General features: G+C 41.2%; 25 protein-coding genes and 1 tRNA gene. 7 read left to right on the forward strand and 19 right to left on the reverse strand.

Features of this window, described 5'->3' with window-relative positions; all coding sequences use genetic code 11:
• The first annotated feature begins 121 nt into the window (after positions 1-121).
• On the forward strand, positions 122-874 hold the full coding sequence (locus B5Y67_RS04380; protein ID WP_088225319.1) for a TSUP family transporter: 753 nt from the start codon (positions 122-124) through the stop codon (positions 872-874).
• A 144-nt stretch (positions 875-1,018) separates the two neighbouring features.
• On the opposite strand, the gene B5Y67_RS04385 is transcribed toward B5Y67_RS04380, so the two are convergent.
• The 9 genes from B5Y67_RS04385 to B5Y67_RS04415 all read right to left on the reverse strand — a co-directional run bounded on the left by B5Y67_RS04385 (position 1,019) and on the right by B5Y67_RS04415 (position 7,439).
• Complete coding sequence (locus B5Y67_RS04385) at positions 1,019-1,837, reverse strand: VanW family protein (protein WP_242975850.1); 819 nt, start codon at positions 1,835-1,837, stop codon at positions 1,019-1,021.
• A 311-nt stretch (positions 1,838-2,148) separates the two neighbouring features.
• Positions 2,149-2,904, reverse strand: coding sequence for a PRC-barrel domain-containing protein (locus B5Y67_RS04390; protein ID WP_088225321.1), 756 nt, complete (start codon positions 2,902-2,904; stop codon positions 2,149-2,151).
• A gap of 23 nt (positions 2,905-2,927) precedes the next feature.
• On the reverse strand, positions 2,928-4,142 hold the full coding sequence (locus B5Y67_RS04395) for a hypothetical protein (protein ID WP_170932580.1): 1,215 nt from the start codon (positions 4,140-4,142) through the stop codon (positions 2,928-2,930).
• A gap of 350 nt (positions 4,143-4,492) precedes the next feature.
• On the reverse strand, positions 4,493-4,639 hold the full coding sequence (locus B5Y67_RS25175) for a hypothetical protein (protein WP_170932581.1): 147 nt from the start codon (positions 4,637-4,639) through the stop codon (positions 4,493-4,495).
• Between the two features lie 168 nt (positions 4,640-4,807).
• Positions 4,808-5,425, reverse strand: a complete 618-nt coding sequence (locus tag B5Y67_RS04400; RefSeq protein WP_348982290.1) for a YigZ family protein — start codon at positions 5,423-5,425, stop codon at positions 4,808-4,810.
• On the reverse strand, positions 5,425-5,814 hold the full coding sequence (locus tag B5Y67_RS04405; protein ID WP_088225324.1) for a thioesterase family protein: 390 nt from the start codon (positions 5,812-5,814) through the stop codon (positions 5,425-5,427). Before B5Y67_RS04405 ends, B5Y67_RS04400 begins: the two co-directional genes overlap by 1 nt.
• A gap of 93 nt (positions 5,815-5,907) precedes the next feature.
• On the reverse strand, positions 5,908-6,033 hold the full coding sequence (locus B5Y67_RS26135) for a hypothetical protein (RefSeq protein ID WP_282432753.1): 126 nt from the start codon (positions 6,031-6,033) through the stop codon (positions 5,908-5,910).
• A 20-nt stretch (positions 6,034-6,053) separates the two neighbouring features.
• Complete coding sequence (locus B5Y67_RS04410; protein WP_088225325.1) at positions 6,054-6,485, reverse strand: CBS domain-containing protein; 432 nt, start codon at positions 6,483-6,485, stop codon at positions 6,054-6,056.
• Positions 6,486-6,716: 231 nt separating this feature from the next.
• Positions 6,717-7,439, reverse strand: coding sequence for a demethylmenaquinone methyltransferase (locus B5Y67_RS04415; protein WP_088225326.1), 723 nt, complete (start codon positions 7,437-7,439; stop codon positions 6,717-6,719).
• A 77-nt stretch (positions 7,440-7,516) separates the two neighbouring features.
• On the opposite strand from B5Y67_RS04415, the gene B5Y67_RS24855 reads away from it, so the two are divergent.
• The gene (locus tag B5Y67_RS24855) at positions 7,517-7,732 is read left to right on the forward strand and encodes a hypothetical protein (protein ID WP_170932582.1); all 216 of its coding nucleotides are present in this window, start codon (positions 7,517-7,519) and stop codon (positions 7,730-7,732) included.
• Between the two features lie 98 nt (positions 7,733-7,830).
• Here the strand turns inward: B5Y67_RS24855 and B5Y67_RS04420 are convergent, their stop codons facing one another.
• The 6 genes from B5Y67_RS04420 to B5Y67_RS04445 all read right to left on the reverse strand — a co-directional run bounded on the left by B5Y67_RS04420 (position 7,831) and on the right by B5Y67_RS04445 (position 12,941).
• Positions 7,831-8,424, reverse strand: a complete 594-nt coding sequence (locus B5Y67_RS04420) for a TetR/AcrR family transcriptional regulator (RefSeq protein WP_088225327.1) — start codon at positions 8,422-8,424, stop codon at positions 7,831-7,833.
• Positions 8,425-8,522: 98 nt separating this feature from the next.
• Complete coding sequence (locus B5Y67_RS04425; RefSeq protein ID WP_088225328.1) at positions 8,523-8,801, reverse strand: FeoC-like transcriptional regulator; 279 nt, start codon at positions 8,799-8,801, stop codon at positions 8,523-8,525.
• Between the two features lie 85 nt (positions 8,802-8,886).
• Complete coding sequence (feoB, locus tag B5Y67_RS04430; RefSeq protein ID WP_088225329.1) at positions 8,887-10,977, reverse strand: ferrous iron transport protein B; 2,091 nt, start codon at positions 10,975-10,977, stop codon at positions 8,887-8,889.
• A gap of 57 nt (positions 10,978-11,034) precedes the next feature.
• The gene (locus tag B5Y67_RS04435) at positions 11,035-11,301 is read right to left on the reverse strand and encodes a FeoA family protein (RefSeq protein WP_088225330.1); all 267 of its coding nucleotides are present in this window, start codon (positions 11,299-11,301) and stop codon (positions 11,035-11,037) included.
• Between the two features lie 146 nt (positions 11,302-11,447).
• On the reverse strand, positions 11,448-12,446 hold the full coding sequence (locus tag B5Y67_RS04440; protein ID WP_088225331.1) for an asparaginase: 999 nt from the start codon (positions 12,444-12,446) through the stop codon (positions 11,448-11,450).
• A gap of 3 nt (positions 12,447-12,449) precedes the next feature.
• Positions 12,450-12,941: an HD domain-containing protein gene (locus B5Y67_RS04445; RefSeq protein WP_088225332.1), complete on the reverse strand. Its 492-nt coding sequence runs from the start codon at positions 12,939-12,941 to the stop codon at positions 12,450-12,452.
• 105 nt (positions 12,942-13,046) lie between these two features.
• Here B5Y67_RS04445 and B5Y67_RS04450 point away from each other — a divergent pair, with 105 nt between their 5' ends.
• From B5Y67_RS04450 to B5Y67_RS04460, 3 genes are all read left to right on the forward strand, one after another.
• Positions 13,047-14,021 (forward strand): glycosyl hydrolase family 18 protein, encoded by a 975-nt coding sequence (locus B5Y67_RS04450; RefSeq protein WP_088225333.1) that lies wholly within the window; start codon positions 13,047-13,049, stop codon positions 14,019-14,021.
• 115 nt (positions 14,022-14,136) lie between these two features.
• On the forward strand, positions 14,137-14,409 hold the full coding sequence (locus tag B5Y67_RS04455) for a late competence development ComFB family protein (RefSeq protein WP_088225334.1): 273 nt from the start codon (positions 14,137-14,139) through the stop codon (positions 14,407-14,409).
• A gap of 454 nt (positions 14,410-14,863) precedes the next feature.
• Positions 14,864-15,538: a Crp/Fnr family transcriptional regulator gene (locus B5Y67_RS04460; protein ID WP_088225335.1), complete on the forward strand. Its 675-nt coding sequence runs from the start codon at positions 14,864-14,866 to the stop codon at positions 15,536-15,538.
• Here the strand turns inward: B5Y67_RS04460 and B5Y67_RS04465 are convergent.
• The gene (locus B5Y67_RS04465; protein WP_242975851.1) at positions 15,535-16,389 is read right to left on the reverse strand and encodes a hypothetical protein; all 855 of its coding nucleotides are present in this window, start codon (positions 16,387-16,389) and stop codon (positions 15,535-15,537) included. The two genes, B5Y67_RS04460 and B5Y67_RS04465, sit on opposite strands and share 4 nt — an antisense overlap.
• 144 nt (positions 16,390-16,533) lie before the next feature.
• Here B5Y67_RS04465 and B5Y67_RS04470 point away from each other — a divergent pair, with 144 nt between their 5' ends.
• Positions 16,534-18,783 carry a DEAD/DEAH box helicase gene (locus B5Y67_RS04470; RefSeq protein WP_088225336.1) on the forward strand — a complete coding sequence of 750 codons (2,250 nt, stop codon included), beginning with the start codon at positions 16,534-16,536 and terminating at the stop codon, positions 18,781-18,783.
• A 171-nt stretch (positions 18,784-18,954) separates the two neighbouring features.
• On the opposite strand, the gene B5Y67_RS04475 is transcribed toward B5Y67_RS04470, so the two are convergent.
• The 3 genes from B5Y67_RS04475 to B5Y67_RS04485 all read right to left on the reverse strand — a co-directional run bounded on the left by B5Y67_RS04475 (position 18,955) and on the right by B5Y67_RS04485 (position 22,656).
• The gene (locus tag B5Y67_RS04475) at positions 18,955-19,401 is read right to left on the reverse strand and encodes a hypothetical protein (protein ID WP_088225337.1); all 447 of its coding nucleotides are present in this window, start codon (positions 19,399-19,401) and stop codon (positions 18,955-18,957) included.
• A gap of 513 nt (positions 19,402-19,914) precedes the next feature.
• A complete protein-coding gene (gene ldhH / locus B5Y67_RS04480) occupies positions 19,915-22,077 on the reverse strand; it encodes an L-lactate dehydrogenase (quinone) large subunit LdhH (protein ID WP_088225338.1) in 2,163 nt (720 codons plus the stop codon).
• Between the two features lie 21 nt (positions 22,078-22,098).
• Positions 22,099-22,656 carry a lactate utilization protein gene (locus B5Y67_RS04485; protein WP_088225339.1) on the reverse strand — a complete coding sequence of 186 codons (558 nt, stop codon included), beginning with the start codon at positions 22,654-22,656 and terminating at the stop codon, positions 22,099-22,101.
• A 499-nt stretch (positions 22,657-23,155) separates the two neighbouring features.
• Between B5Y67_RS04485 and B5Y67_RS04490 the strand changes: the two genes are divergently transcribed.
• Positions 23,156-23,231 (forward strand) — tRNA-Ala (locus B5Y67_RS04490).
• Positions 23,232-23,333 lie beyond the last annotated feature (102 nt).

The raw sequence follows: 23,333 nt of genomic DNA on the forward strand, positions 1-23,333 counted from the left end.
CCCCTCCCTTCAACTCCAATTAATAGTGTTGGTAGGTAGTGGATAAAATATGATGACGAAAAGTCTCTCTAGCGGTATACTAAAGAAGCCTTCGGCAAATTGGTCAAAGAGAGGTATTTATATGTGGCTTAATCTTCTAATTATCAGCGTTCTGGGTTTTTTTGCTGCAGCAGTTGATGCTATCGCTGGGGGCGGAGGACTCATTAGCCTTCCCGCACTATTAGTAGTTGGAGTCCCTCCTCATCTTGCCCTCGGAACTAATAAATTTGCTGCCTGCACGGCTTCTTTGAACAGCTCCATAACCTTCGCACGTTCAGGAAAAGTACATGTTCCTTTGGTTAAATGGCAGATCCCTTTTACCTTTATCGGGGCTTTACTGGGAGTCTGGGCCGTTCTCAGCGTCAGCTCTCAATTTCTTAATAAAGCTGTTTTAGTCTTAGTCCTGATTGTCGGTATTTATACGATACTCCATAAAAACCTAGGTATGGAGAACAAATTTCAACAATTAATACCCTCTAAACTTATAGCTGGTTGTTTCTTTGCTTTAGCTTTAGGTTTTTATGATGGTTTCTTCGGACCAGGAACCGGATCCTTCTTAATCTTCTCTTTCATTGCTCTCTTCGGCTTTGATTTTGTTGTTGCATCAGCAAACTCAAAGGTATTGAATTTTGTCAGTAATTTTGCCTCGCTGCTACTATTTGCTTGGAATGGAAAAATCCTCTTCCTCTACGGAATTCCAATGGCAATCTCCATGATTCTCGGTTCACTCTTAGGGACAAAACTTGCAATTCGTCGAGGTGCAGCTCTTGTAAAACCCATCTTTATCACAATGTCACTTTTAGTTGCTGTTAAATTAATAGCTCAATATCTCTGAGAAAGTGAATAACGATCTGGATTTTCTTAACTTTACATAGTTCGAGGGTAAAAACAGATGCTCCCTAGTCAAGGTCTTGACCTTCTATTGACTAGGGAGCTTTCTATTATCCCTCAATTGTCTTGAAGGTATAAAGACTAAAGACTATTTGAAATCTTCGTTGAAAACATCAGGACGAACTGGATAGCCATCTGCTTGTTGAACAGGATGATTAGGGTCCGCCACACCAAACAGTCGTATTCTTAACCAGTTATTACCTGTAAGTGCGCTGACAAGAAGATAACCCTTCGTATCATTTTGAAAACGGAAATCAAGCAAACCATAGGCAACTGTTGCGTCTTGACCTTTAGCAACATAGGATACCGGCAAAGAATGATTGTGCCTTTCCAGCACTTTTAGATTTGCCTCACGAACAGCTTGAAATAAGGTACTGGAGTCTTGACATACGCCTCCTCCGTCCCCCTTAATCTCTTCCTGACCCACAAAAATGTATGCCGGAAGATATCCTGCCGTCTCGGTACGTTCTCCAACAACTTTATTATAGGAAAAAACCTTGCCTGGAGCAATCAAGTAATTATTTATGGCATTAGCCGCTAATCTTACATTTTGAGTTCGAGAAGCATCTTGAGGGCTGAAATAGGTAGTATAATCTCCTAAAACATCTCTGATCTTGTCGATTTCGGCTGAAGCAGGCTGGACCGGGATTTCTTCAACCACAGCATCAACTTGCTTGTTTATATGGTCGTTGGTAATTTTATTAAAAGTCGCATCAATATTTAGAGCTCGACCATTTTGACCTGAAGCTTTTTCGAAATGATGATTCATATAAGATATAGTTGCCGGAATCATGGGTTTATTAATTTGAGCACCAATAGCTTTCAATTGAGAAACAATATCGGCTCGATCTAATTCAGGAACTGGATTCAAAACAGGTTTATGTATTAAGCTTTGTAATACATCCAAGTACCATACTCCAGAAACGGGCGGGAATATTTGGTTGAGCCAGTTGTCAATTTTAGCGTATGAACGTTCTAATTTTAAAGGAAAACTCTTTCCTTGATAGATTATAGCATTTGGCATATTCTTTTTTAATTCAGAAGCTATTTCAGCTCGATTCAAACCAGAAAAATTCCGGCCCCAAATTACTAAACCTGAGGGAGCGCGATCATGTGTACTCGCGTAAGTTGCAACACTCCCCAAACTTAAAGTTACACATAATTGAACGAGTAATACGGTAAGAATGAACCCAGCCCTTTTCATTGTTTTTCAGTTCCTTAATTTTTCTGTAAATGAGATGTAATTTCCATCAGGGTGCTGCGTGAAGTTATAAAAGATATCATCTCCGGAGTAATCCGTTCGCCCGCTTGCAAGACATTTCCGTTATCCAAAGCAATATCTTTCTCTACCATTTTGCCGATAAAATATTGTAGTTGGCGTTGTTCAAAAAGGTTAAATCCCTTATCCTCTTCAACTGCAGGAGTCACCTCTTGTGCAGCTGTAGATTCAGTCACACTGTTGACTCTAGGATCAACGTTGCTGAGTTGTTGCTTTTCCTTCTCCACTTCTGCAGAAAATCCTTCAATAATGAGTAACTCTTTTCCTAAAGTTATAACTTTCTCGGCTTCGATTTCATGGACCTGTCCATTAGACTCGAAGATACAAGCAGAAATCTGTCCTGTTTCTTCATCAAGGAGAATTTCCGTTACTTCTCCAATCAGCTGTCCCTTTTTGGTTAATACTTTTGTTCCTATAACCCTTGTGTCAAGATTTAATAGTTTTTGAGCCTCCGTATTTTGAGCAACATCTTGAATAACACCAGGGTTAGGAATTGTCATTGCAAATTCGCCTATGCCCAGAATATCTTTAAAGGCAATAATTTTCGCTCCCAAATAATCTGTAGGCTGATCGACGATCACAAAGTCTAATGTTTTTTCTTGGGGATTAAGGACGATATCCTTTACGGCGCCTGCTTGAGTACCATCGGCAATACTGATAATCCTTAATCCAATAATTTCTTTCGTAGGTTTCATTTTAAAAACCAACCCCCTATTATTTATAAATATTTCTCGAGGTCTTCTTTCTTTAACCAGACCTCAAATTGAAATTGTAAATCCAGACTAAATTGTGGTCTATATTTTTGAGCATAACCCATGATCCTGGAAATTGCGTAATCAGATTCCCCAATATTTTTCCAGAGCCAATAACAATCCAGGATTAAATAAAAAGCTATATCGGGCTTAGGTTCCAGAGATAAAGCTTGAAGAAAACAAACAGCTGCCTGAGCAAAATTTCCAGCAAATTTTTCGTTAAAACCCAAGTCAAGAAGCTCATCTAAAGTTGCTTCTATCATAACGGATTCTTCAGGTACCTCGGCTTTCTCTATCAGTTCGTCCGGTACCTCGGCTTCCATTAACGGTTCGTCCGGTACCTCGGCTTTCTCTATCGGTTCGTCCGGTACCTCGGTTTCCTCTATCGGTTCGTCCGGTATCTCGGTTTCCATTATCGGTTCGTCCGGTACCTCGGCTTCCTCTATCAGTTCGTCCGGTACCTCGGCTTCCTCTATCAGTTCGTCCGGTACCTCGGCTTCCTCTATCGGTTCGTCCGGTACCTCGGCTTCCATTATCGGTTCGTCCGGTACCTCGGCTTTCTCTATCGGTTCGTCCGGTACCTCGGTTTCCTCTATCGGTTCGTCCGGTATCTCGGTTTCCATTATCGGTTCGTCCGGTATCTCGGTTTCCATTATCGGTTCGTCCGGTATCTCGGCTTCCATTATCGGTTCGTCCGGTACCTCGGCTTCCATTATCGGTTCGTCCGGTACCTCGGTTTCCTCTGCCGATTTTCTTTCCTTCGACACATCGATCAATTCTATCCTAGAAATCTCTATACTATCGGTACTTCCAAAGGCGACAAATTCGGAAGGTTTTTGAGCTTGTTGAAAGCTTCTTTCCTCCCTATTACCTTCTGATTCGCTAAAACCTTGATAATTAGAACAAGGTTCTTTATCATCGCGAGGCTCAGCGTTATTATTGATTTTAAGTCCTTTTAAATAAGTACTTTGGTCTAGTAAATTCATAGGATTGAGATTAATTTGTTCATTTCTGTTGTCTCTATTCACTGTTTCAGCATAGGTGTCTTCTTGGGAATTCGGATTCTGCTTTCTCATAACTTTCATAATACTCGGCCAAGCAGCGCCCGCGAATATGAGAATCATTGTTAAAATTAGCCATAACCCTGTTCCTCCGGACTGAAGAGCAAAAGGGAAAGCCATTACATCTCCACACAATAAGAAGGCTATTAGAATAGCACTCCTTTTAGTCAATCCCCAAGTATTTGCTCGTAAAGTGATAAAGGCTATAAATGGAACACTTCCCAAAAAAACAATAACTTCATATGCCAGAATACGGGTCCCCCCTCCATCTGTACAATCTTTAATTAGATTCGACAGAAAATTACTTTCTCCTTCTTCGATCAGCTATAGTTTGCAAGCATTCCAAGATAATGGCGAATTAATGTATTTATTTAAGATTTAGAAAGAAAAAAACCCCGCTGCTTAAGAATGCGGAGTTTCGGATTCATTCATCCTCTTATATTTTACTTTAAATGCCAAAATTACCTGTATCAGGCTTCTTGAGTTCGTGACACAAAACCACCATCAATAGGAACTTTACGGATGGATCTTAAAATTTGTACGCCAGATGTTACAATTACTGCAGTACAGCTTAAAAGAAAAGAACCGATCATTACTGTTCCTACCCAAGTTAACATACACACACGCTCCTATAATTATGTTCGATAGTGCCATATTTCACTTTAATGATAACAGATTGCACAGAAAAAGGAAAGTGATTGTATTCACTTTCCCAAAGTTTAATTCTTTAAAATAGTTTTTCAAATTCAATTCTTCAAAATAGTCTATATTTAAAAAATGGTAATCTATTCCCACACAAGTCCTTTATCTTGATATTTAACTTGATTTCTAGTGAAATCAGTTAACCATTTCAAGAATAAATCCGTCTGAGTTTCCGGAACGGAGATTATGAATTGAATGACCTCCAAGAATTCTTCATCGCGGATACGCCAATTTCGTTGCTCAAATTGATACTTCAATGATGAATACCATTCATAGGTTAGAGACAATTGATATTGATGAAAAAGGGTCAATTGAACTAATTGACCCCCCTCAAAAACCAGTTTAGCAGTGCTGCCGTATGCTCTTGTTAGACCTCCCGTACCGAGAAGTACTCCCCCAAAATACCTAACAACAACCAGTAAAATGTTCCAAAGGTTCTGATGTTTAAGAATGTCTAATACTGGGCGCCCACCAGTTCCCTGTGGCTCTCCGTCATCAGACGCTTTCTCTAAATTACCCTCGTGTAAACGGTAAGCATAAACATAGTGCCGGGCATTTGGATAATCCTGGCGAATTTCTTCCATAGCCTGGTTAATTTGCTCAAGGGAATGAACGGGGGTTCCGATACATATGAAACGCGATTTGTCGATAGTTTGCTCAGATATTGTCTTTTGGGAAAGTGTATAAAAACCTTCCATCATTATATCCTCTGATTTCGTTTTTGCGCCTTAATCAAAAAAGATTCTGCTTCAATGATAAAACGTTCATGTTTGCCAGAACCAATCTGTCCAGCTTCGTCACTGGCTTCCACTGTAAAAACTAACCGTCTGCGATCAATTTCAATCAGCTCGGCCGTTGCGGTAATTCTACCGCCTATAGGAGTGGCAGCAGAATGGGTGATCATTAAAGACGTCCCTACACTTGATTGCCCTTCAGGCAATTCAAGGGCATTTACTGCAGCCTGCTCCATCAGGGCTACCATGGCAGGTGTGGCAAATACCTCCAGACCCCCGCTTCCCATTGTCTTCGCAGTATTTGCTAAGGTTACAGTTGTTTCTGCTTGTCCTCGTGCTCCGATATTAATTGTCACTCGTCATAACATCCTTTCCTCGGCAATTTACGTTTATTTTATCATAAAATAAAGTAGTGTGTGAACTTGTCACAACACTACTTTAGGCAGTGATTACATTTTAGCTAACCAATAGCCAATGTATCCTACGACTACAATTCCAACCACATGCAAAACCCACCAACCCGTACGAAACGCCCCCCATGTCCCTAAATCCATTCGATCACGCAAATCGGCCATTTACGCTTCATCCTTTCCGTTTAGTTCAAATTCTGACGGGCGCCTTGAGAAATATCGCTTAGGGCATCTCCTGCTTCATTAATGTGGATTCTTTCAACAGCCAGGTCTCCAATAGCCAAAATACCTACTAATTTATCTTGATCCACAACTGGAAGTCTTCTAATTTGATATTGAGACATTAAATCAGCTGCTTCATGAACATCTTGATTGGAGGAAACACTAACAACGTTCTTGCTCATAACATCTTGGGCTAGAGCGGTATTATAATCTTTGCCAACTGCTATTACATTCATAACGATATCCCGGTCTGTGATCATACCAATTACCTTATTGTTATCACAAATTGGAATTGATCCAACATCATCTTTTTTCATTAGACGTGCAACTTCTGAAACCGTAGTTTTTGGTCCTACCCAATCAACAGTGCTTGTCATAACGTCACGTACTTTCATAGTTATGCCCCCCTAAAATTATTATTCAAACGCATTTAGTATGTTCATTCTCATTAAAACCATGCCCAATTATCAAAATTAATTTTATGTTTCTTTACTAAAACAAAAAAGAGCCGCGAAACACAGCTCTGTTAAGCTCCCCTTGTTGTTCACTGAAGGAAGCAGATTTATTTCCAGGTATCTTTTTAAACTACCAAATAATTTTTTAAGCTTCAAAGTCCGAAGTACAGTTTACAATCGTGGTTTTGTTCCTGCTATAATTGCCACAACGCCGCCAACCAAATTGATGTACTTAGTATCTCTCAAACCACATTCGGAGAAAATTCCAGCAAGTTCTTGCTGGGCAGGAAATTCTACTGCGGAATCATGCAAATATTGATAAGCACTTGCTTTCTTAGCCCAAATTTGCCCCATCAGCGGAACTAACTTATCAAAATATAGCCAATAAACTTGTTTAAAACCAGGGAATGTTGGCTTAGCCATATCTAAGGAAACAACCTTCCCGCCAGGCTTTACGACCCGGATCATTTCTTGGATGCCTTTTCTTAGATTTGGTAAATTTCGCAGCCCCCATCCTACCGTAACCCCATCGAAAGTACTTTCTGGAAAAGGAAGTTCCATGGCATCTCCCTGAATAAATTGAATTTGTCCTTTTTCTTTAGATTGAGCAAGAGTCTGTTGGGCTACATCAAGCATTTTTTGCGAGAAATCTAAGCCAATCACCCTACCTTCTCTTCCAACTGCTTTACCCAATTCCAAAGAAAATTGTCCAGTTCCACAACAAACATCAAGAATACTCATGCCTGGTTTAGCGCCGACTTGCTGAACAGCAATCCGCCGCCAACGTTTATCCATTCCCAAGCTCATTAAGCTATTCATCAAATCATAATGCCCGGCAATCGAATTAAATGTCTCTCGAACATAAGCAGCTTTATCTTTACCTGAAAAATCCATACACTTACTCCCATTCTTAACTTCATACTCTCCATAGTATTAGATATTCCTATAAATAATACGCGATGGAAAAGTTGTTGTCTAGCTGTCCAGATTATAGCAGTGCAATTGGAGAACAAAGTGAACTCGTTCAGCTAAAGCTGAACATCGGGGCTTCGCTGGGGGTAGCGTCCATCCTTCAGCGCGATAGGATTTGTTATGGAATAGGCGCTTGCGGCGAAAGTGTCCGCAGGACACTTTCGTCACCGAAGAAGGTATGGGAACCGCTCCCACTTGTTGAAACGGGAGTCTGACGATTGGATCAAAATCCGTTTTTGTACGAAAAAAGAAGGATTTGCTTAGGCATTTCCTTCTTGAAACTTCTAATGCATTTTTAGACAAAATAAACGCCTTAATTAACATCTCGGATTCTGAAAGCTCCGCATATAAGATGGAAAACAACGTCTTCCAAACCTTCCAAGGATCTTGGCTTTTTAGAGATGACCCAATCACTGACCATAGCATCCAGAGTCCCAAAAAGCATTTGGCGCCCGACCTTGATGTCAGGTAACATAAATTCACCATTATTAACTCCTTCAGTCAAAACCTGCTCGATACGCTGAAAATATTCGCGCAAGGGACCGGAAATTGCTTCTCTAATCTTAGGATTCGATTGCCTCAACTCAATTTGAGCAAACATAGCCAAGGATCGATTTTCCTGCATATATCGCAAATGGGTCTTGATAATACGTAATAATCGTTCCTTTGCGGAACGACACTCTTCAATTTCTTGACAGATCTCGTTTATAAATTGCCCCATTCGTTCTGTAAATAGGCTAATAAGAATATCCTCTTTATTCTTGAAATAGAGGTAGATCGTTCCATCAGCAACTCCGGCCAGTTTAGCAATTTTAGATATCTGACTATTGAAAAAGCCATATTCCGCAAAAGCCTCAGTTGCAGCATCCAGAATGGCTTGATATTTTTCTTCACGGGGTCTACTCATCAGGAACATAGCTCCCTTCAATCAGTAGTAAACTCTCCAGCCAATAGTTAGATCATACCATATTTCTTAATATTCGTGAATAAATACTTCATGATAACTTATCCTTGGCTTAAAGATTTACCCCGTTCAGTAAGTACCCAGAAGGAGTAAGTTTCAGGAGAAGCAAAGCCGCATCCTTCGCAATGACTGCTGCAGTCGTTGGAACTGCAGCCTGCACCGCAAGCCTGTCCATAGATTTCCTTGCGAATATAGCCCATATGTTCCATTTGTTCCAGGGCGCTTTCAAGTTCTCTCGGCGAAGAATTTAATTCTTGAGCCAGCTGCGTCATTGATAACGATTCTTTACGGGCTAAGATATTTAAAATTCCGGTTAGCAACGAGACCACCTCCAGAGAGAAATAGTAAAGCAAGGTATGGGAACCACTCCCACTTGTAGAAGAGGGAGTCTGACGATTTGATCAATTATTGAAAACCCAACGCTTGACCTCCGTGAAAGATAATCCATCCTATAATAAAGCTTAATATCAAATTATAGGCAATTCCGAAAGCAGTCCAGCGCAGACTACCCGATTCTTTATAGGTTGTCACTACTGAGGCTAAACAGGGAATATAAAGCATATAGACAACTAGAAAAGTATAAGCCTTTAAAGGAGACATAGCCCCCGTCATTGCCTGAGCAATTGATTGTGAGGCATCAGCTGCCACCCCATATAAAATTCCGAGAGTCGATAAGGTCGTTTCTTTAGCCGTAAAGCCAAAAACAATAGCCACCATAATTTTCCAGTCAAAACCTAAAGGTTTGCCGATAAATTCCAGCCATTCTCCCATTTTTCCAGCCCAAGTTGAGTCCATAGGCACTCCTTGAGGGAAAGAACTTAACAGCCAGACTACTACGGAAGCAGCCAAAATAAACGTCCAAGCCCTCTTAAGGAAAGTATAGGTTTTATGCCAAGTCGGCCATAAAACATTCCGTAAGGTAGGAAGATGATATAAAGGCAATTCCATAACGAAGGCCGACCGTTCCCTCTGATCAACGACTCTTCTCATAAAGAGAGCGGAAATCATCACAAGGAGCATACTTATCAACAAGAGACTTAACATAATCATTGCCCCGCGGGTTCCTGGGAAAAACGCCGCAACTACAGCGCTCATAACCCCCAAACGCGGAACACATGGTATCAAAGGGTTGAGCAACATCGTAATCAATCGATCCTTAGGATCTTCAAGAGTTCTTGTGGCCATAATTCCTGGTACATTACATCCGAAACTGGATACTAAGGAGAAGAATGATTTACCATGTAAGCCCATCAATTGCATGAGACGGTCACCTAAAAAGGCTGCCCTCGCTAAATATCCACTGTCTTGCAAGAAGGAAAAGAAAGCAAAAAAGATTGCTATTTGCGGTACAAAAGCTAGAACCGCGCCAACTCCAGCAAAGATTCCATCTCTTACCAAGCTCATTAGGAAAGTCGGTGCATGAGACCACTGTAAAAGGTTCACTAAAAAATCAGCCGCCAAGGCCATACCCTGAGAAACAGCCTCTCCTAAAGGAGCGCTGGCGATGAAAGAAGCCCAAAACACAAGGGCAAGTACTAGGATCATGATGGGGTAACCCCAAATAGGAGAAAGAATCCAACGATCTAAGGAATCTGTGAGAGAAGGTTTTCTGAGATCTTCTTGAGTTAAAAACCTCGGTAAAATTTGAGATATATAATTATATTTAGCATCGGCAAAAGCCATTTCAAAGTGGTCCCTGGTCCACCCTTCTTCCTCATAAGATCGCAGCAAATCATTCCCTGGAAGCTCAATGATCTTCTTAAGTTTATAGTTTAAAGCATCACCCGAATCGCAGCACGAGTCGCGTTTCTTATCTTTTGAAGATTCCGGAGCAGATACTGACTGCCATTCTTGTCCAATCTCAGGATCTCTTTCCAGACGTTTAAGAGCTAACCATCGTAAGGGGTATAGAGAAGCCCAAGATGTATCCTTTAATAAATTTTCCATAGCTCGAATTTTTTCTTCGAGTTCAGAAGGATAGGGTACTTGGTGAACCAAAGGGTCCTTCTGCAAAAGTCCGACTCTAACAGCCTCTGATAAAAACTTGTCAATGCCTATCCCTTTAGCGGCTACAATCTCAACCACTGATACATTTAAGGCTTTTGCCAACTCAGTAGCATTTAAAATAATTCCTGAAGACTTTGCCAAGTCCATCATATTGAGTCCAATAACAACCCGAGGCGCTAACTCAAGAATCTGTAGAACGAGATAGAGATTCCTTTCGATATTAGAAGCATCCACCATCGCCATCACTACATCCGGTTTTTCACGAAGAATGTATTGACGTGTAACGATCTCTTCCTGTGTATAGGCCGTTAAACTATATGTCCCAGGTAGGTCAACCAATTCAATGTCCAGATTATCTCTGCGTATAATACCTGTCTTGCGTTCAACGGTTTTACCTGCCCAATTTCCGACCTGCTGATTGGAGCCTGTCAGGGCATTAAAAACCGTACTTTTCCCAACATTGGGATTGCCAACAAGAGCAATCTTCATGGCATAGCCGCCCTCCTTTAATAAGCATTGTTCACTATGTCAAAGCGGCAAAATCCACTAGCGACTAGCTAAGGTATGTTTAATAGCTACACGTTGCTCCCCGGAGACGACTATTTTAGCACATTCTCCACGACGCATTGCCAGATAATAACCCTTAAGGCGTATCTGAAGGGGACCCCCCATAGGAGCACAACGAACAACCTCCAGTTCGACTCCTGGTACAATTCCCATATCCATCATCCGACGACGCAAAGCACCTCCACCATTGATACGTGCGACACAAGCCCGTTCACCGGGTTTTAATTCCCCAAGACTGCGTTCCATTGTTGATCCCTCCTCCGCAACTGATAATCATTCTCATTAAAAGACGATACCTCAATTGAGAATCCGTCTCATTTGTTAATAGCATACTCTTCTTTTTTAGCCTTGTCAATATGAATAGAGGTTGTAATCCATTCAACTAAACTATATCACTTATTCATAAAATTGATGGCCCCGGCTGCAAGCATTTCTTTTAAAGTCTTCAGCGCCACACCTTGCCCTAAGGCAATGCTTACGAACAAACGTACTTTTTCCGTCGATAAATCGTCCGCAAACCAGGCCCCGATGCGTTCCAGATCTGCTCCTCCGCCAGAATACCCGTAAACGGGAGAAGTCCGGCCAAACAAACAACGTGAAGTTATCACAACAGGAATGCCGTTGTTGATAATCTCCGAGATTTCTGGAACGAGACGAGGCGGTAAATTGCCCCGTCCAAATGCTTCAATAACCAAAGCATCTGTTTCATCATGAGTCATCAAGCGCAAAATATCTTTGGGCATTCCTGTATAAATTTTACAAATGGCAACCTTCGCCAATTTTTCGGGAACACCTAGTTTTATGGTATGTTCCGGCTTACGGTGCCAGAGGACATCTCCGGTATCGATGGTCCCTAAGTCTCCCTTTTCCCCAGAATTAAAAGCATCAACATGATTTGTATGAAGTTTTCTGACATCTCGGGCAGCGTGAATTTCTTCATTAAGTGCAATCAGGACTCCGCGATCCATGGCCCGAGAATCCAGTGCGATTCGCATAGCATTCGTCAGATTACGAGGACCGTCCGAATCAGTTTCCGAAGCATCTCTCTGTGAAGCTGTTAAGATTACTGGGCGAGGATCTCTAATCGTAATATCCAAAAAATAAGCCGTCTCTTCGAGAGTATCTGTCCCATGAGTAACCACGATTCCTTTTAAGTCAGGATCGGTTAAAAAGCGTTGTTCTATTGCATAGGCCAGATTTCTCATTTGCTTTAAATCCATATTGCAGCTTGCCATATTGCTGAAGTCTAAAACATCCCATCTGGCATGCTTCGTCAATTCCGGGATACTTTCCAACAGTTCATGTCCGCTGACAGCAGGCACTGCTTTCCCTGCCTTATCTTTGCGCATGGCAATAGTTCCGCCCGTAGCAATAAGAAGAACTTTATCCAAGACTTATCCCTCCTTAGATGGCTCAATATTCAGCTCACAGAGAGCTCGTTGAAGTCTGGCAACATGATATTCCTTGGATATATCGTCTCCATACCAATAGCAATCCAAAATATCAGCATCTTTTACAAGTTCCTCCAGGGGAGATCCAACATCCTCCTTTTTCGAATGATTAATAATTGCTTGAACAATAGCCTCCTGAGTTATTGAGGAAAGATTTTGTTCCCGAAGGAAACGGCGAGCAAGTTCTTCCCCTTGGGGGGCATGGTTCTCTTGACGTCCGGTAACCCAGCGCCCGCAATCATGTAAGGCACATGCTAAAGCAGCTTGTTCGCTGTCAACGTGACGTTTTTGAGCTAACAACCTGCCAATCTGAGCACAACTCGTGGAATGTATCCTCTCCCAAATAATTGGATAATCCCTCTCCATTTTTCGAAGCTCCATCTGATCTAAGAGATTATAAATTTCTTGCAGCGCTTTAATGAATTCAATATTCACGGCAATTTTTCACCTTCCTTAAATTTACAGATAAAAAAGTAAGATTAATTTTCTAATTTCTCATATCTTATCCTAGGAGTGTGCATATAAAGGAGGAGGGTATCTTTGAATTGGACACCAACTGCACGGCGGCTCATGGATAATCGAATGTGGGTTCTTGGCTATGTTTCCGACGATTATCCGGGGGATTTACGAGCGATTGATTCCATACGCCAACAAGGATCGCACATTGATGTATATGCTGATTTTGCCTTTCAGCTTCAGCAAAATGGTTACTTCTCAGGCCAGATTAATAATCTCGCCTTACAGGAAAGTTTGGCACGAAACATTGCTCCTCTTATACTTTTTCATAACTTTAATGGAAGCATTTTTGATCCAATGCCTATCCGTACAGTTCTTTCGTCAACAACGACACAAAAGAATTGTATTCAGCAGATGCTCAATTTACTTCCGTCCTCCGCAGCGGGTGTACATGTTGATTTTGAGGGAATCGAAGCTTCCTACCGTATTCCCTTTTTAACTTTTCTTGAATTTCTAAGAGCGGCGTTACATGATAGAGGCTTATTATTAACAATTGCTATTCCAGCTAAACGTTCAGAGTGGGAAGCCCCCGGGTATGACTTTGCCGGGATAGGAAAACAATGCGATGTAATTACCCTGATGACCTATGACGAGCACTACGCAGGAGGATCTCCCGGCCCTGTTGCCAGTTTACCATGGATGAACCAAGCTCTCGATTACGCGATTCGTTACCTTCCTCAGGAAAAAATATTATTAGGGATACCGATTTATGGTTACGATTGGTCCAATGAAGCCACTCAGATGGTGCCGATGCGTGACATTCCAAATTTAGCTGCCAAAACCAATGCTCACATACTTTGGTCTGATACAGCTGTAGAACCATATTTCTACTATTGGCTGGGTAGAGCACGACATAGTGTTTGGTTCGAAAATGAAATCTCTGCAAAAATCCGACTTGGATTTGTTAAAAGTTATCGTTTAAGAGGTATTGCCATTTGGCGCCTCGGGTATGAGACCAGTCGATTCTGGCAAGGAGTGACCAGTAAACTAAAAAAATAAAGAATTTTTCCCAATAGAATAGGCATCCTCGAAGGGATGCACTTTTTCTGCTTGTTCTTTTGTCGAATTGGCCTTATTATTGAAATAATTAATCAATAATAAGGAGATAACAGTAATGTATGGAATAAAAAATCATCTCGAAGTCGTCGTCCAACAAATGCTTGAAGAATATTTGCACGATAATCCAATCAATTGTTCATGTGAAAAGTGTCAAGCAGATATTATGGCCTTAGCTTTAAACCAACTTCCCGCACGCTATTGCGTATCGCTGCGCGGGCAAATATTAACGGAATTTGAATCTCACACTCTTCCAGGACAAGCTCGTATCATGGCCGAGATAGTCCGAGCAGCCCAACAAGTAAATGCTTCCCCTTCGCATGGGTTATAACTACGATACTACTTGATACCTATAGAACGGCGATTAAGTCCAGAATTACATAGAGAATGATCAGACAGAATTAATGATAATGATTACGGCAATAAAGAAAACCATAAATATGGCGACAACTCTAAAAGGAGAATTGACCACTGATTGAATACGAACTGATTCAATTCCGAGCATACCTTTACCCCCTTTTAAATAGTATATGCCCTTACCTTGAAACAGTTTATTTCAAAGCTACAAGTAATTATAACATTAAACTAGACTTAAGTGAACTCGTTCAGCTAAATCTGAACATCGGGTCTTCGGTGACGAAAGCGCCTAGCCCATAACAAATGCTATCGCGCTGAAGGATGAACTCTATCCCCACCGAAGCAAGGATGAAACTACTCCCACTTGTGGAAGAGGGAGTCTTACGATTTGATAAAATTATTGTCAAGGGGAGATAGGGGGGCTTATCATGCTAACAGCAAATGAACTTATTCGTTTTTCTTTGTTCTCATCCCTAACAGCCGAAGACGTTTTCCCACTTCTTCCCCATCTCCAAGAACGTCATTATCGGCGAGGCCAGCTGCTATTTGTTGAAGGGGAAATTGGTACCTGCGTGTATTTTGTACTTTCCGGACAAGTTAAACTCACCAAGAGGACTCCGGAAGGCAATGAACAGATTTTTGACTGGTATGGCCCATATGATAGTTTTGCCGAGATTTTACTCTTAGAGGCCGGTCCATATCCTGCAACTGCTGAAGTTCTTCAAGATAGTGTCCTCTTTGTCCTAAATAATGAAATAATGCCTCAAGTTCTCGATATTAGTCCTTCTCTTTCCTTAGCCCTGATTCGAACGTTAAGCCGCAGATTAAGATTAGCTCAAGAGTTTATTCGTATCTTAACCAATCGATCTACCTCAGGAATTTTGGCTGCCCTTTTTATGCGACTGGCACAGCCTGCAACAACTCCCGGAAGCCCCATTTTTGTCGACGCTTCTATCACCCATCGTGATCTTGCCAACATGATTGGTACTAGTCGAGAATGTGTTAACCGAGCTATCAACGGCTGGAAAAAGGCCGGAATACTTAAACTGGTTGACGATCGTTTGGAAATTATCAAGCCTCATGAATTAGCAGAATGGCCCTAATTGATTTCCAAATTTTGGGCACTCTCGGACTCAAATTGACTAACAATATGCCAACATTCTGCCCAACTGATATTTAAATGACGACGCCAAAATATCATTGCTGCTCGTGTCTTTTCGCAGACGCGATCATTCAGCATCGTCTGATTGGGTATCTTCCCACCCCAGGCTTTAACCCATTCAAGATAACCATGAGCCAGTTCGGCTGACTCGCGTTTTAAATAGCGAATGGTATAAAGGATTGTAAGCCAGTTGGTAGCTTCCTCTTCAACTCCTCTGGCAAAAACTTGTCCGTCAAGGTCCTCACCAGCAATAATCAAGAGCAGACAGAGAAAGTGAACCCGGACTGCCTGGCGCAATGACTCAGGATTAATCTGATTAATTTCGGCAAACCTTCCTAAAGGTTTGAGATAAAGTTTAACACTTGGATCCCGATAGGAACAGACTCCAAATGCTGATAACGAAATAGGAAAGATATCTTCCAATCCGCTCTCTTGCAATTGCCCTAATAAATCCCGACCGGCTTGCACCAAGCGTTGTTCTTTAACCAGCAACTGATCGGTGGTTTCTTTCAAAAAGGCCTCAGCATCTTTCGGCCGTTCCGGAAGAGCATCCGACCATTCCCGTAACCGCGAGCGCCTGGGCATCAAGAGTTCAATCATCGAACCTGTTTCCTGATGCAATCGTTTGAACCCTTGCCGAACCCGCTCAGGATCTCGGTACAACCCTCGCATCAATGCTTCAGCTGCACGGGGAATTTCCAAGGATTCCTCAAACTTAACCATCGCTGCTCCGTTTTTTTCGGGAAATTTGAGCCCCATAGACTGCTCTATCTCTAATCTCAGCGAAGACACTACCAAATCCCTCCTTAGCCTTGTCTCTTGTTTCATCATATGGATACAAACGCTGATTCAGACCAAAGCTTACTAAAGTTGACCATCATTAGCCCTTTTGTTAAAATAAGTAAACAAATTTACATCAGAAACGAGCTGACATATATGTCTGAGCGTAAATATCACGAATATAACCTCGACCCTTTTCAGGAACAGGCCTTAGAAGCTATTGACGCCGGAAAATCAGTCATTGTAGCTGCTCCGACCGGCACCGGTAAAACGCTGGTAGCTGATTATTTAATCGAAAAAGCCATGAATGAACATTTGCGAGTTATCTACACGGCACCAATTAAGGCTTTAAGCAATCAAAAATATCGGGATTTTAAAGAACAATTTGGTGAAAATGCTGTTGGTATTATGACTGGAGATGTTGTCCTAAACCCAACGGCTCCTCTTCTCATTATGACGACGGAGGTTTTCCGCAACCAAGTAATCACCGAAGATCCAAATCTAGAATTTGTGTCTCACATTGTCTTTGATGAAATTCACTGGCTCAACGATGAAGAACGAGGGACGGTCTGGGAAGAGTCAATCATTCTTGCTCCGGCTAAGATGAAACTTCTGGGGCTTAGCGCTACCATAGCCAATGCTCGGCAGCTTGTAAACTGGATTGAATCAATCCGCCATGAAGAGGTCGCCTTAATTGAAGAATCCAAACGGATTGTTCCTCTTGAATATTATTATTTCACCAAAGATACAGGACTCGTCGATTATAATCACCTTTGGAAATTTTATCGTCAAAAACTCAAACAAGACAAAAGCGAAGAAAATCCCTTCAGCCCGACAACTCATTTAGACCTAATTCGCACGATACAACGTGACCACCTCCCTGCCCTTTTTTTCGTCTTTAGCCGAAAGCAATGTGCACTTAAAGCCATGGAATTAGCTGCCATTGCCAATTATCTTAAAGCTCCGGAGCGCAGAGTTGTCGAAGAAAAATTTTTTCAGTACTTTGGCCCGGAAAACGATTGGTCGTCATCGACGCGACAGTTAAAACGCTTGTGCTCTAAAGGGATTGCCTATCATCATGCCGGATTGCTCCCTTCCCAGAAGGTAGTTGTCGAAGAACTCTTCTTAGAACGACTAATTAAGGTTCTTTATTGCACGGAAACATTTAGCGTCGGCATTAACTATCCCGTAAAATCGGTTTGTTTCGATTCCCTCAATAAATACGATGGCCGCAATTTCCGGCCTCTGGCTAACCATGAATTTTTTCAAATGTCAGGACGTGCCGGTCGGAGAGGAATCGATAAAAAAGGGTATTCTTTTGCCATGGTTGATTTAGCCTATATGGAAAAAAGCCCTCCTCCCAGATTTCAATTAAATAAACTGGAGCCTTTAACAAGTCAATTCCGCTTAACCTATAATACTGTTCTGAATCTCACAGCAACTCTTACACCTGAACAAATTGGAACCTATTTTCAAAAGAGTTTCGCAGCCTTTAGTTACCGCTTGAACTCAGACCACTTTCATTGTGAGTTGACCAAAATAGAAAAAGAACTTGAAGAATCCAAGAGAAACTTGTGTGAAGAGGTTGGATCCTTCAAGTGCCCGATAAAACATCGCCCGAAACAGAAGGAGTTAGAAAGGCTGCGCAAAGCCTATAAGGCACTTGGACCCCGAAAACAGAACCGTGCCTATGGACGGGAAATGGCCCGAAAGATTCGTTCCTGGGAAAAAATATTAGCACACCCTCCCCTAAATTGTCCTTCTGAGCAACGAGAAAGTTGTGAAAATCACAGTAAGTCCTTCCTTATGTTAAAACAAAAACAAAAAGAGCTTCTGAATGCTCTCGAAACTCTTCCGGAAGAGAACGCCTTTCTAAGGGAATATGAGTATAAAAAAAATCACCTCCGTCAAATTGGATATTTACGCGGCGATGAGCTGTTGCCTCGCGGAATTTGCGCTAGTAGAATTTATGTCCAAGAACTCCTGGTCACTGAATTAATTTATTCCGATATTTTTCACCAGCTTGATGATGACCAAATTAATGCTTTACTTTCGAGTATTGATTTTGAAGCTCGCAAAAATGATGTTTTTCAGCGGGGTATTGTCTTTGATTCAACACCTATTAAGGATATCATCACCTACATTCAGAGCATTTGCGGGCAAGAATCTGTACGCTATGACCCCCGAGTAGCTGTCATAACGTATGCTTGGAGTCAAGGACAATCATTTAGTGAAGTACAAACCATGTGTAATCTCGATGAAGGGGATATCATCAGTGTTTTTCGGCGGACCATTGATTTATTGCGTCAAATGCGTGATGCCGTAAATGATGCCAATTTAAGATCACGCTTTAAAGTTTGCATGGATAAACTTGATCGAGATGAGGCCGCAGTTATGGAACTATAGATCGGCGGCAGTCAAACAAACTTAACGCTAAAATCGCACCATTAAAGTGGCTGTTGCAAAATGTATAAATATTCATTATGCAACAGCCACTAAATCTTTGCCGATCTCAAGGTTAATCTGCAGCTTCAAACTCACTTTTCTTAACACCGCAAGTGGACATGCTTTAAATTATTAGCTTAGGATCTTGTTTAGAGAGATATTGTAAGTTCTTAACACGTAATCCATAAATTCCTCAGCACAATAACAAGGCTCCCGATGATCACAAAACCCCACCTCAACTTTGCCAACTAAGTGATGCTGCAAAACATGTACGTTGACATATAAATGACTTACCTTTCGGTTAATAGTTATATAACATTTAACAGTTATGTAAAATAATAACAGCAAGCATAAACTTAAGGTCATTCCGATATTAGGTAATAACCACGGAATACTTAAGATACTTCCTCCCACAATCAGCAACAAAAGTATAATGATCATTTCCTTGAGTTGTGCACTTTTCCATTCATAATAACGTCTTAAAAACTCAGAAAATAATTCAGCAATGCGTGCAGATGTTACCGGAAGATCTATCGGGCCCGTTGTTTTGGGTAATATGAAAAGGTCATATATTCCCAAGATTATCACCCCTCTAATCTACTTATCTGTAGAAAAAATCGCTTACCTAACCTTATTATAACCCTTAATATTCTATCTTTTCCAAAGAAATTCCTTCAGGTAATAGTTATGTTCCTTCACTTACGATCATGATTTTAACTATTTCTATTGAAGAAGTCAGCTGTTAGATCATGTATAATGGGTAAAAGAAAGCCTCTGAGTTGTTTCTCAGAGGCTTCACCATTCTCAGCGCTTGCAACGAACCACTCCGCTTTACAGAGGTGCATTGACTGAGACATCCCTTCTTGGTGCTGCAGCACTTTTTAAGAAAAGGAACATTCTTTGGCAGCTAAGATAACGGGAACTTTCGTCTTCCTTGTCCTTTCGATTTCATTTTTTTGAGGCTTAATATCCAGCCTACGTTATACCGGACAAAGAATTCATTTCCCTATATAACTATTCGAACTGATGGTAAGAAAATCCTTGCACGAAAACAATCATCTTTTCACAAATTTTGTTAAAGGCAATAACATCTTAGCTCTTTTTTGAAGTTTTCTTACGCTTATCAAATAAGAGTTCAGCTGTATGAACAACTTTTATATTGGGGTTTCTTTTATCTAAGCCCCCCGAAATTTGCATCAAACATCCCGGACAGTCCACAGCAACAACCTTTGCCCCAGTTGCTTCAATATTATTAAGCTTGCGTTCCAAAATCGGTTCGGATAGCTCTGGGAATTTGATTGAATAGGAACCTGCAAATCCACAGCAGCGATCAGACTCTTTCATTTCTATAAGTTCTACTCCGGTTGTATCACTTAGAAGTTTTCTCTGCTCAGCATAAACTCCCATTTTTCGTTTTAAATGACAGGAATCATGATAAGTAACTTTAAGAGGCACCCCGTCTCCCCCCGGCTCTAAACCGCCAAGATCTGAGAGCAATTTAGAAAAGTCAAAGGATTTACGGCTTAATTCTGCAGCACGGGCAGCTAGAGACGGATCATCCTTAACAAGATCCTGGAAACTGTCTTTAAGGGCATGAGTACAAGTAGGGCAAGCACTGACCACATAATCAACGCTTTCTGCATTTAAAGCTTCTATATTCATGATGGCCAATTTTCGAGCATTATTGCGATCACCCATATAAGTCGCCGGAGCTCCGCAGCAAGATTGTCCCTCTGGGAATACGACTTCATATCCCTTTTCATTAAGAGCGCTGATAACGCCTTCGCCGATTCGCGGATAGACAAAGTCAATTAAACAGCCTGAGTAAAAGGCAATCTTTCCTTTTGGTCTCTTAACATCCTGTTTGATTGTTTTAAACACATCGCGAAATGGTATATCAGCAACTGCCGGTAAGCTCTTTTTCTCAGTCATTCCCGCTAGAAAGAGCGGCAAGTGACGGATAACAGGCTGTCCTTTCGTAAAAGGCTTTTGAGCCTTAGAAGCAACACGTAATAAGGAATGAAATAGCCGTCTATTGGAAACAACATCTAAAGCAAACTTTTGAGTGAAAGGAAGACCTTGCTTTTCTCCCATCCGGTTGCGCAACTCTAAAATCATCTCAGGAATATCTAAATTTCCCGGACATACTTCAGCGCATTTCCCGCATTGAAGACATAGATTCTGGGGATTTTTGGCATCGTTTTCCGAGTTTAAGAAATTCGTTAAAATTGTTCCAATTCCACCCGTATAAATATGACCGTAAACATGTCCGCCTACAAGTTGGAAGGCAGGGCAAACATTCAGACAAGATGCACAGCGAATACATTGGAAAGTCTTTTTAAACTTAGGATCGTTATACATTTTACGCCGTCCATTATCCATTAGGATAATATGAAACTCCTTATCCTTTACGGAACCATCTTCATAATAGGCAGGAGTTGGGCCGGTAACCATTGTTACATAGCTTGTTATCTGCTGGGCAGTCGCACTTCTGGGTAAGGCTTGCAAAATATGTGTAGCATCTTCAAAGTTAGGAACAAGTTTTTCGATTCCCACCAGAAAAACATGAACTCGAGGCAAAGTAGAGGTAAGTCGGGCGTTCCCTTCATTGGTAACGACCATCAAAGTGCCTGTTTCCGCAATGGCCATGTTCGCTCCCGAAATCCCCATGTCTGCTTCCAGGAATTTTTTGCGCAGTTCTGCACGAGCTGTTTTAACCAACTCTGTAATAACGGGTTGGCTCACTCTTTGCAGGTGTCCTGAAAAAATATCGGCAACTTCTTCCTTAGTCATATGGATCGCCGGCATAACCATATGCGATGGATGCTGTCCGGCGAGCTGAAGTATCCATTCACCCAAGTCTGTTTCTTGAACATCTATTCCTTCAGCCATTAAAGCTTTGTTGAGCAAAATTTCTTCTGAAGCCATTGATTTTGATTTGACAATACGCTTTACACCTTGCTGTTTTGCTAACTCACTAATATATTTTTTGGCGTCCTCTCCTGTAGCTGCCCGGAAAACTTTTGCTCCTCTGGCAGTAGCTGTTTTTTCAAATTGATCAATCATCTCATCCAAATGACTCGCTGCATAGGACTTAACTTTAACAATATTTTCACGAATCGAGGGAAAATCATAGCCTTCATAAGCCTTTTCCCGTGCTGCAATATAAGTATCTCCAAAGCGTCCTAGTGCACCACGTAATACGTCATTATCCAACGCGTCTGAAATTTTCTTTTTAAATTGTTTATCTGCCATTTAGGCCACTTCCTCTCCCTGTTAATCAACAAAGACAACAATAAGTTGTTTAGGACCATGGACTCCAATTGTTAAAACTCGTTCAATATCGGAAGTTCTGCTAGGTCCAGTGATAAAACCCACAAATCCAGGTATTCGAGGGAGTCGATGGATTGTTGACATCGTTTCTGCCAGATTCGGTAAGAGCGTTTCAGTCCTTACGACAGCAACGTGAATCGGAACGAGAGTTGAACATAACCGTTGGTCGACATTGGCATCATCATCAGCCTGGACTAAAGTACCTAATTCGGCAATAGCGTAAGAAACCTGTGTAATCCCGGCTTGAGCGTCTGGGGTAACTTTTCGAAAGTTATCACTCATCACGTCTATGTTCATGGATTTTAACTGTTGAGCAAAATTTCCTTTTTTCGCTACTTCTCCTTCTAAAAGAGCAACATTCTGAACACCTTTGTCCTTGAGAACTGTTCCTATCAATTTCCCGGCTTCCTCTTCAGTGTCCACTCGATAACATTCCCCTGATACGGCTTCCAGTTTTGCTTTAAATCTTTCATATAATTCAGCAGAACGAGCATTTGCCATAGAGGCATCCTCCTCAAAGTAATATTCTCATACGATATTCTGGCTAGCTTCCAAGATTATCAGGATATGCTGGTCAGACCATCATACCATTTAATTTTATTTTAAAATAGATTTCGCTAAAAAACAATACCTAGTTCGAAAATTTCAAATAATTATGATTAACTTCTTCAGAGTTAGGGTATGTATTTCTTCACTAAATAAATAAAGAGCGAGTATAGATTACATACTGTTGGTATTTTGCCCCTTAATGAAGAAATTCGCCTATAATGATCCTCAAATAACAAAATCTACAATAAATTACACATTGATTTTCGACAAAATATGCGTTATGTTAAGATGAGTAAGTCTAGTAGACTTCACTCTCTAGACCTTGCGCAAATGAGGGTTTCCGGACGCGGAAATCCTCTGAGCCATTTCAATTGAAGCTGACTATTTTACCTAAATTGCATCGTTAAACTACTTGCAATTTTATTTTTTTGGCATATAATTAAGTGTTGTTGGGGGTATAGCTCAGCTGGGAGAGCGCTAGATTCGCATTTTAGAGGCCAGCGGTTCGATCCCGCTTACCTCCACCATAAAATTATGCAAAAAAAAGATTCCGAGGTTATGTCCTCGGAATCTTTTTTTTTGCATAATTTTTTAAAAATCGGGGGTCTATTTGTCCACAATCCATCGTA

This window comes from Desulfosporosinus sp. FKB (genome assembly GCF_002196705.1).
Classification (GTDB): domain Bacteria; phylum Bacillota; class Desulfitobacteriia; order Desulfitobacteriales; family Desulfitobacteriaceae; genus Desulfosporosinus.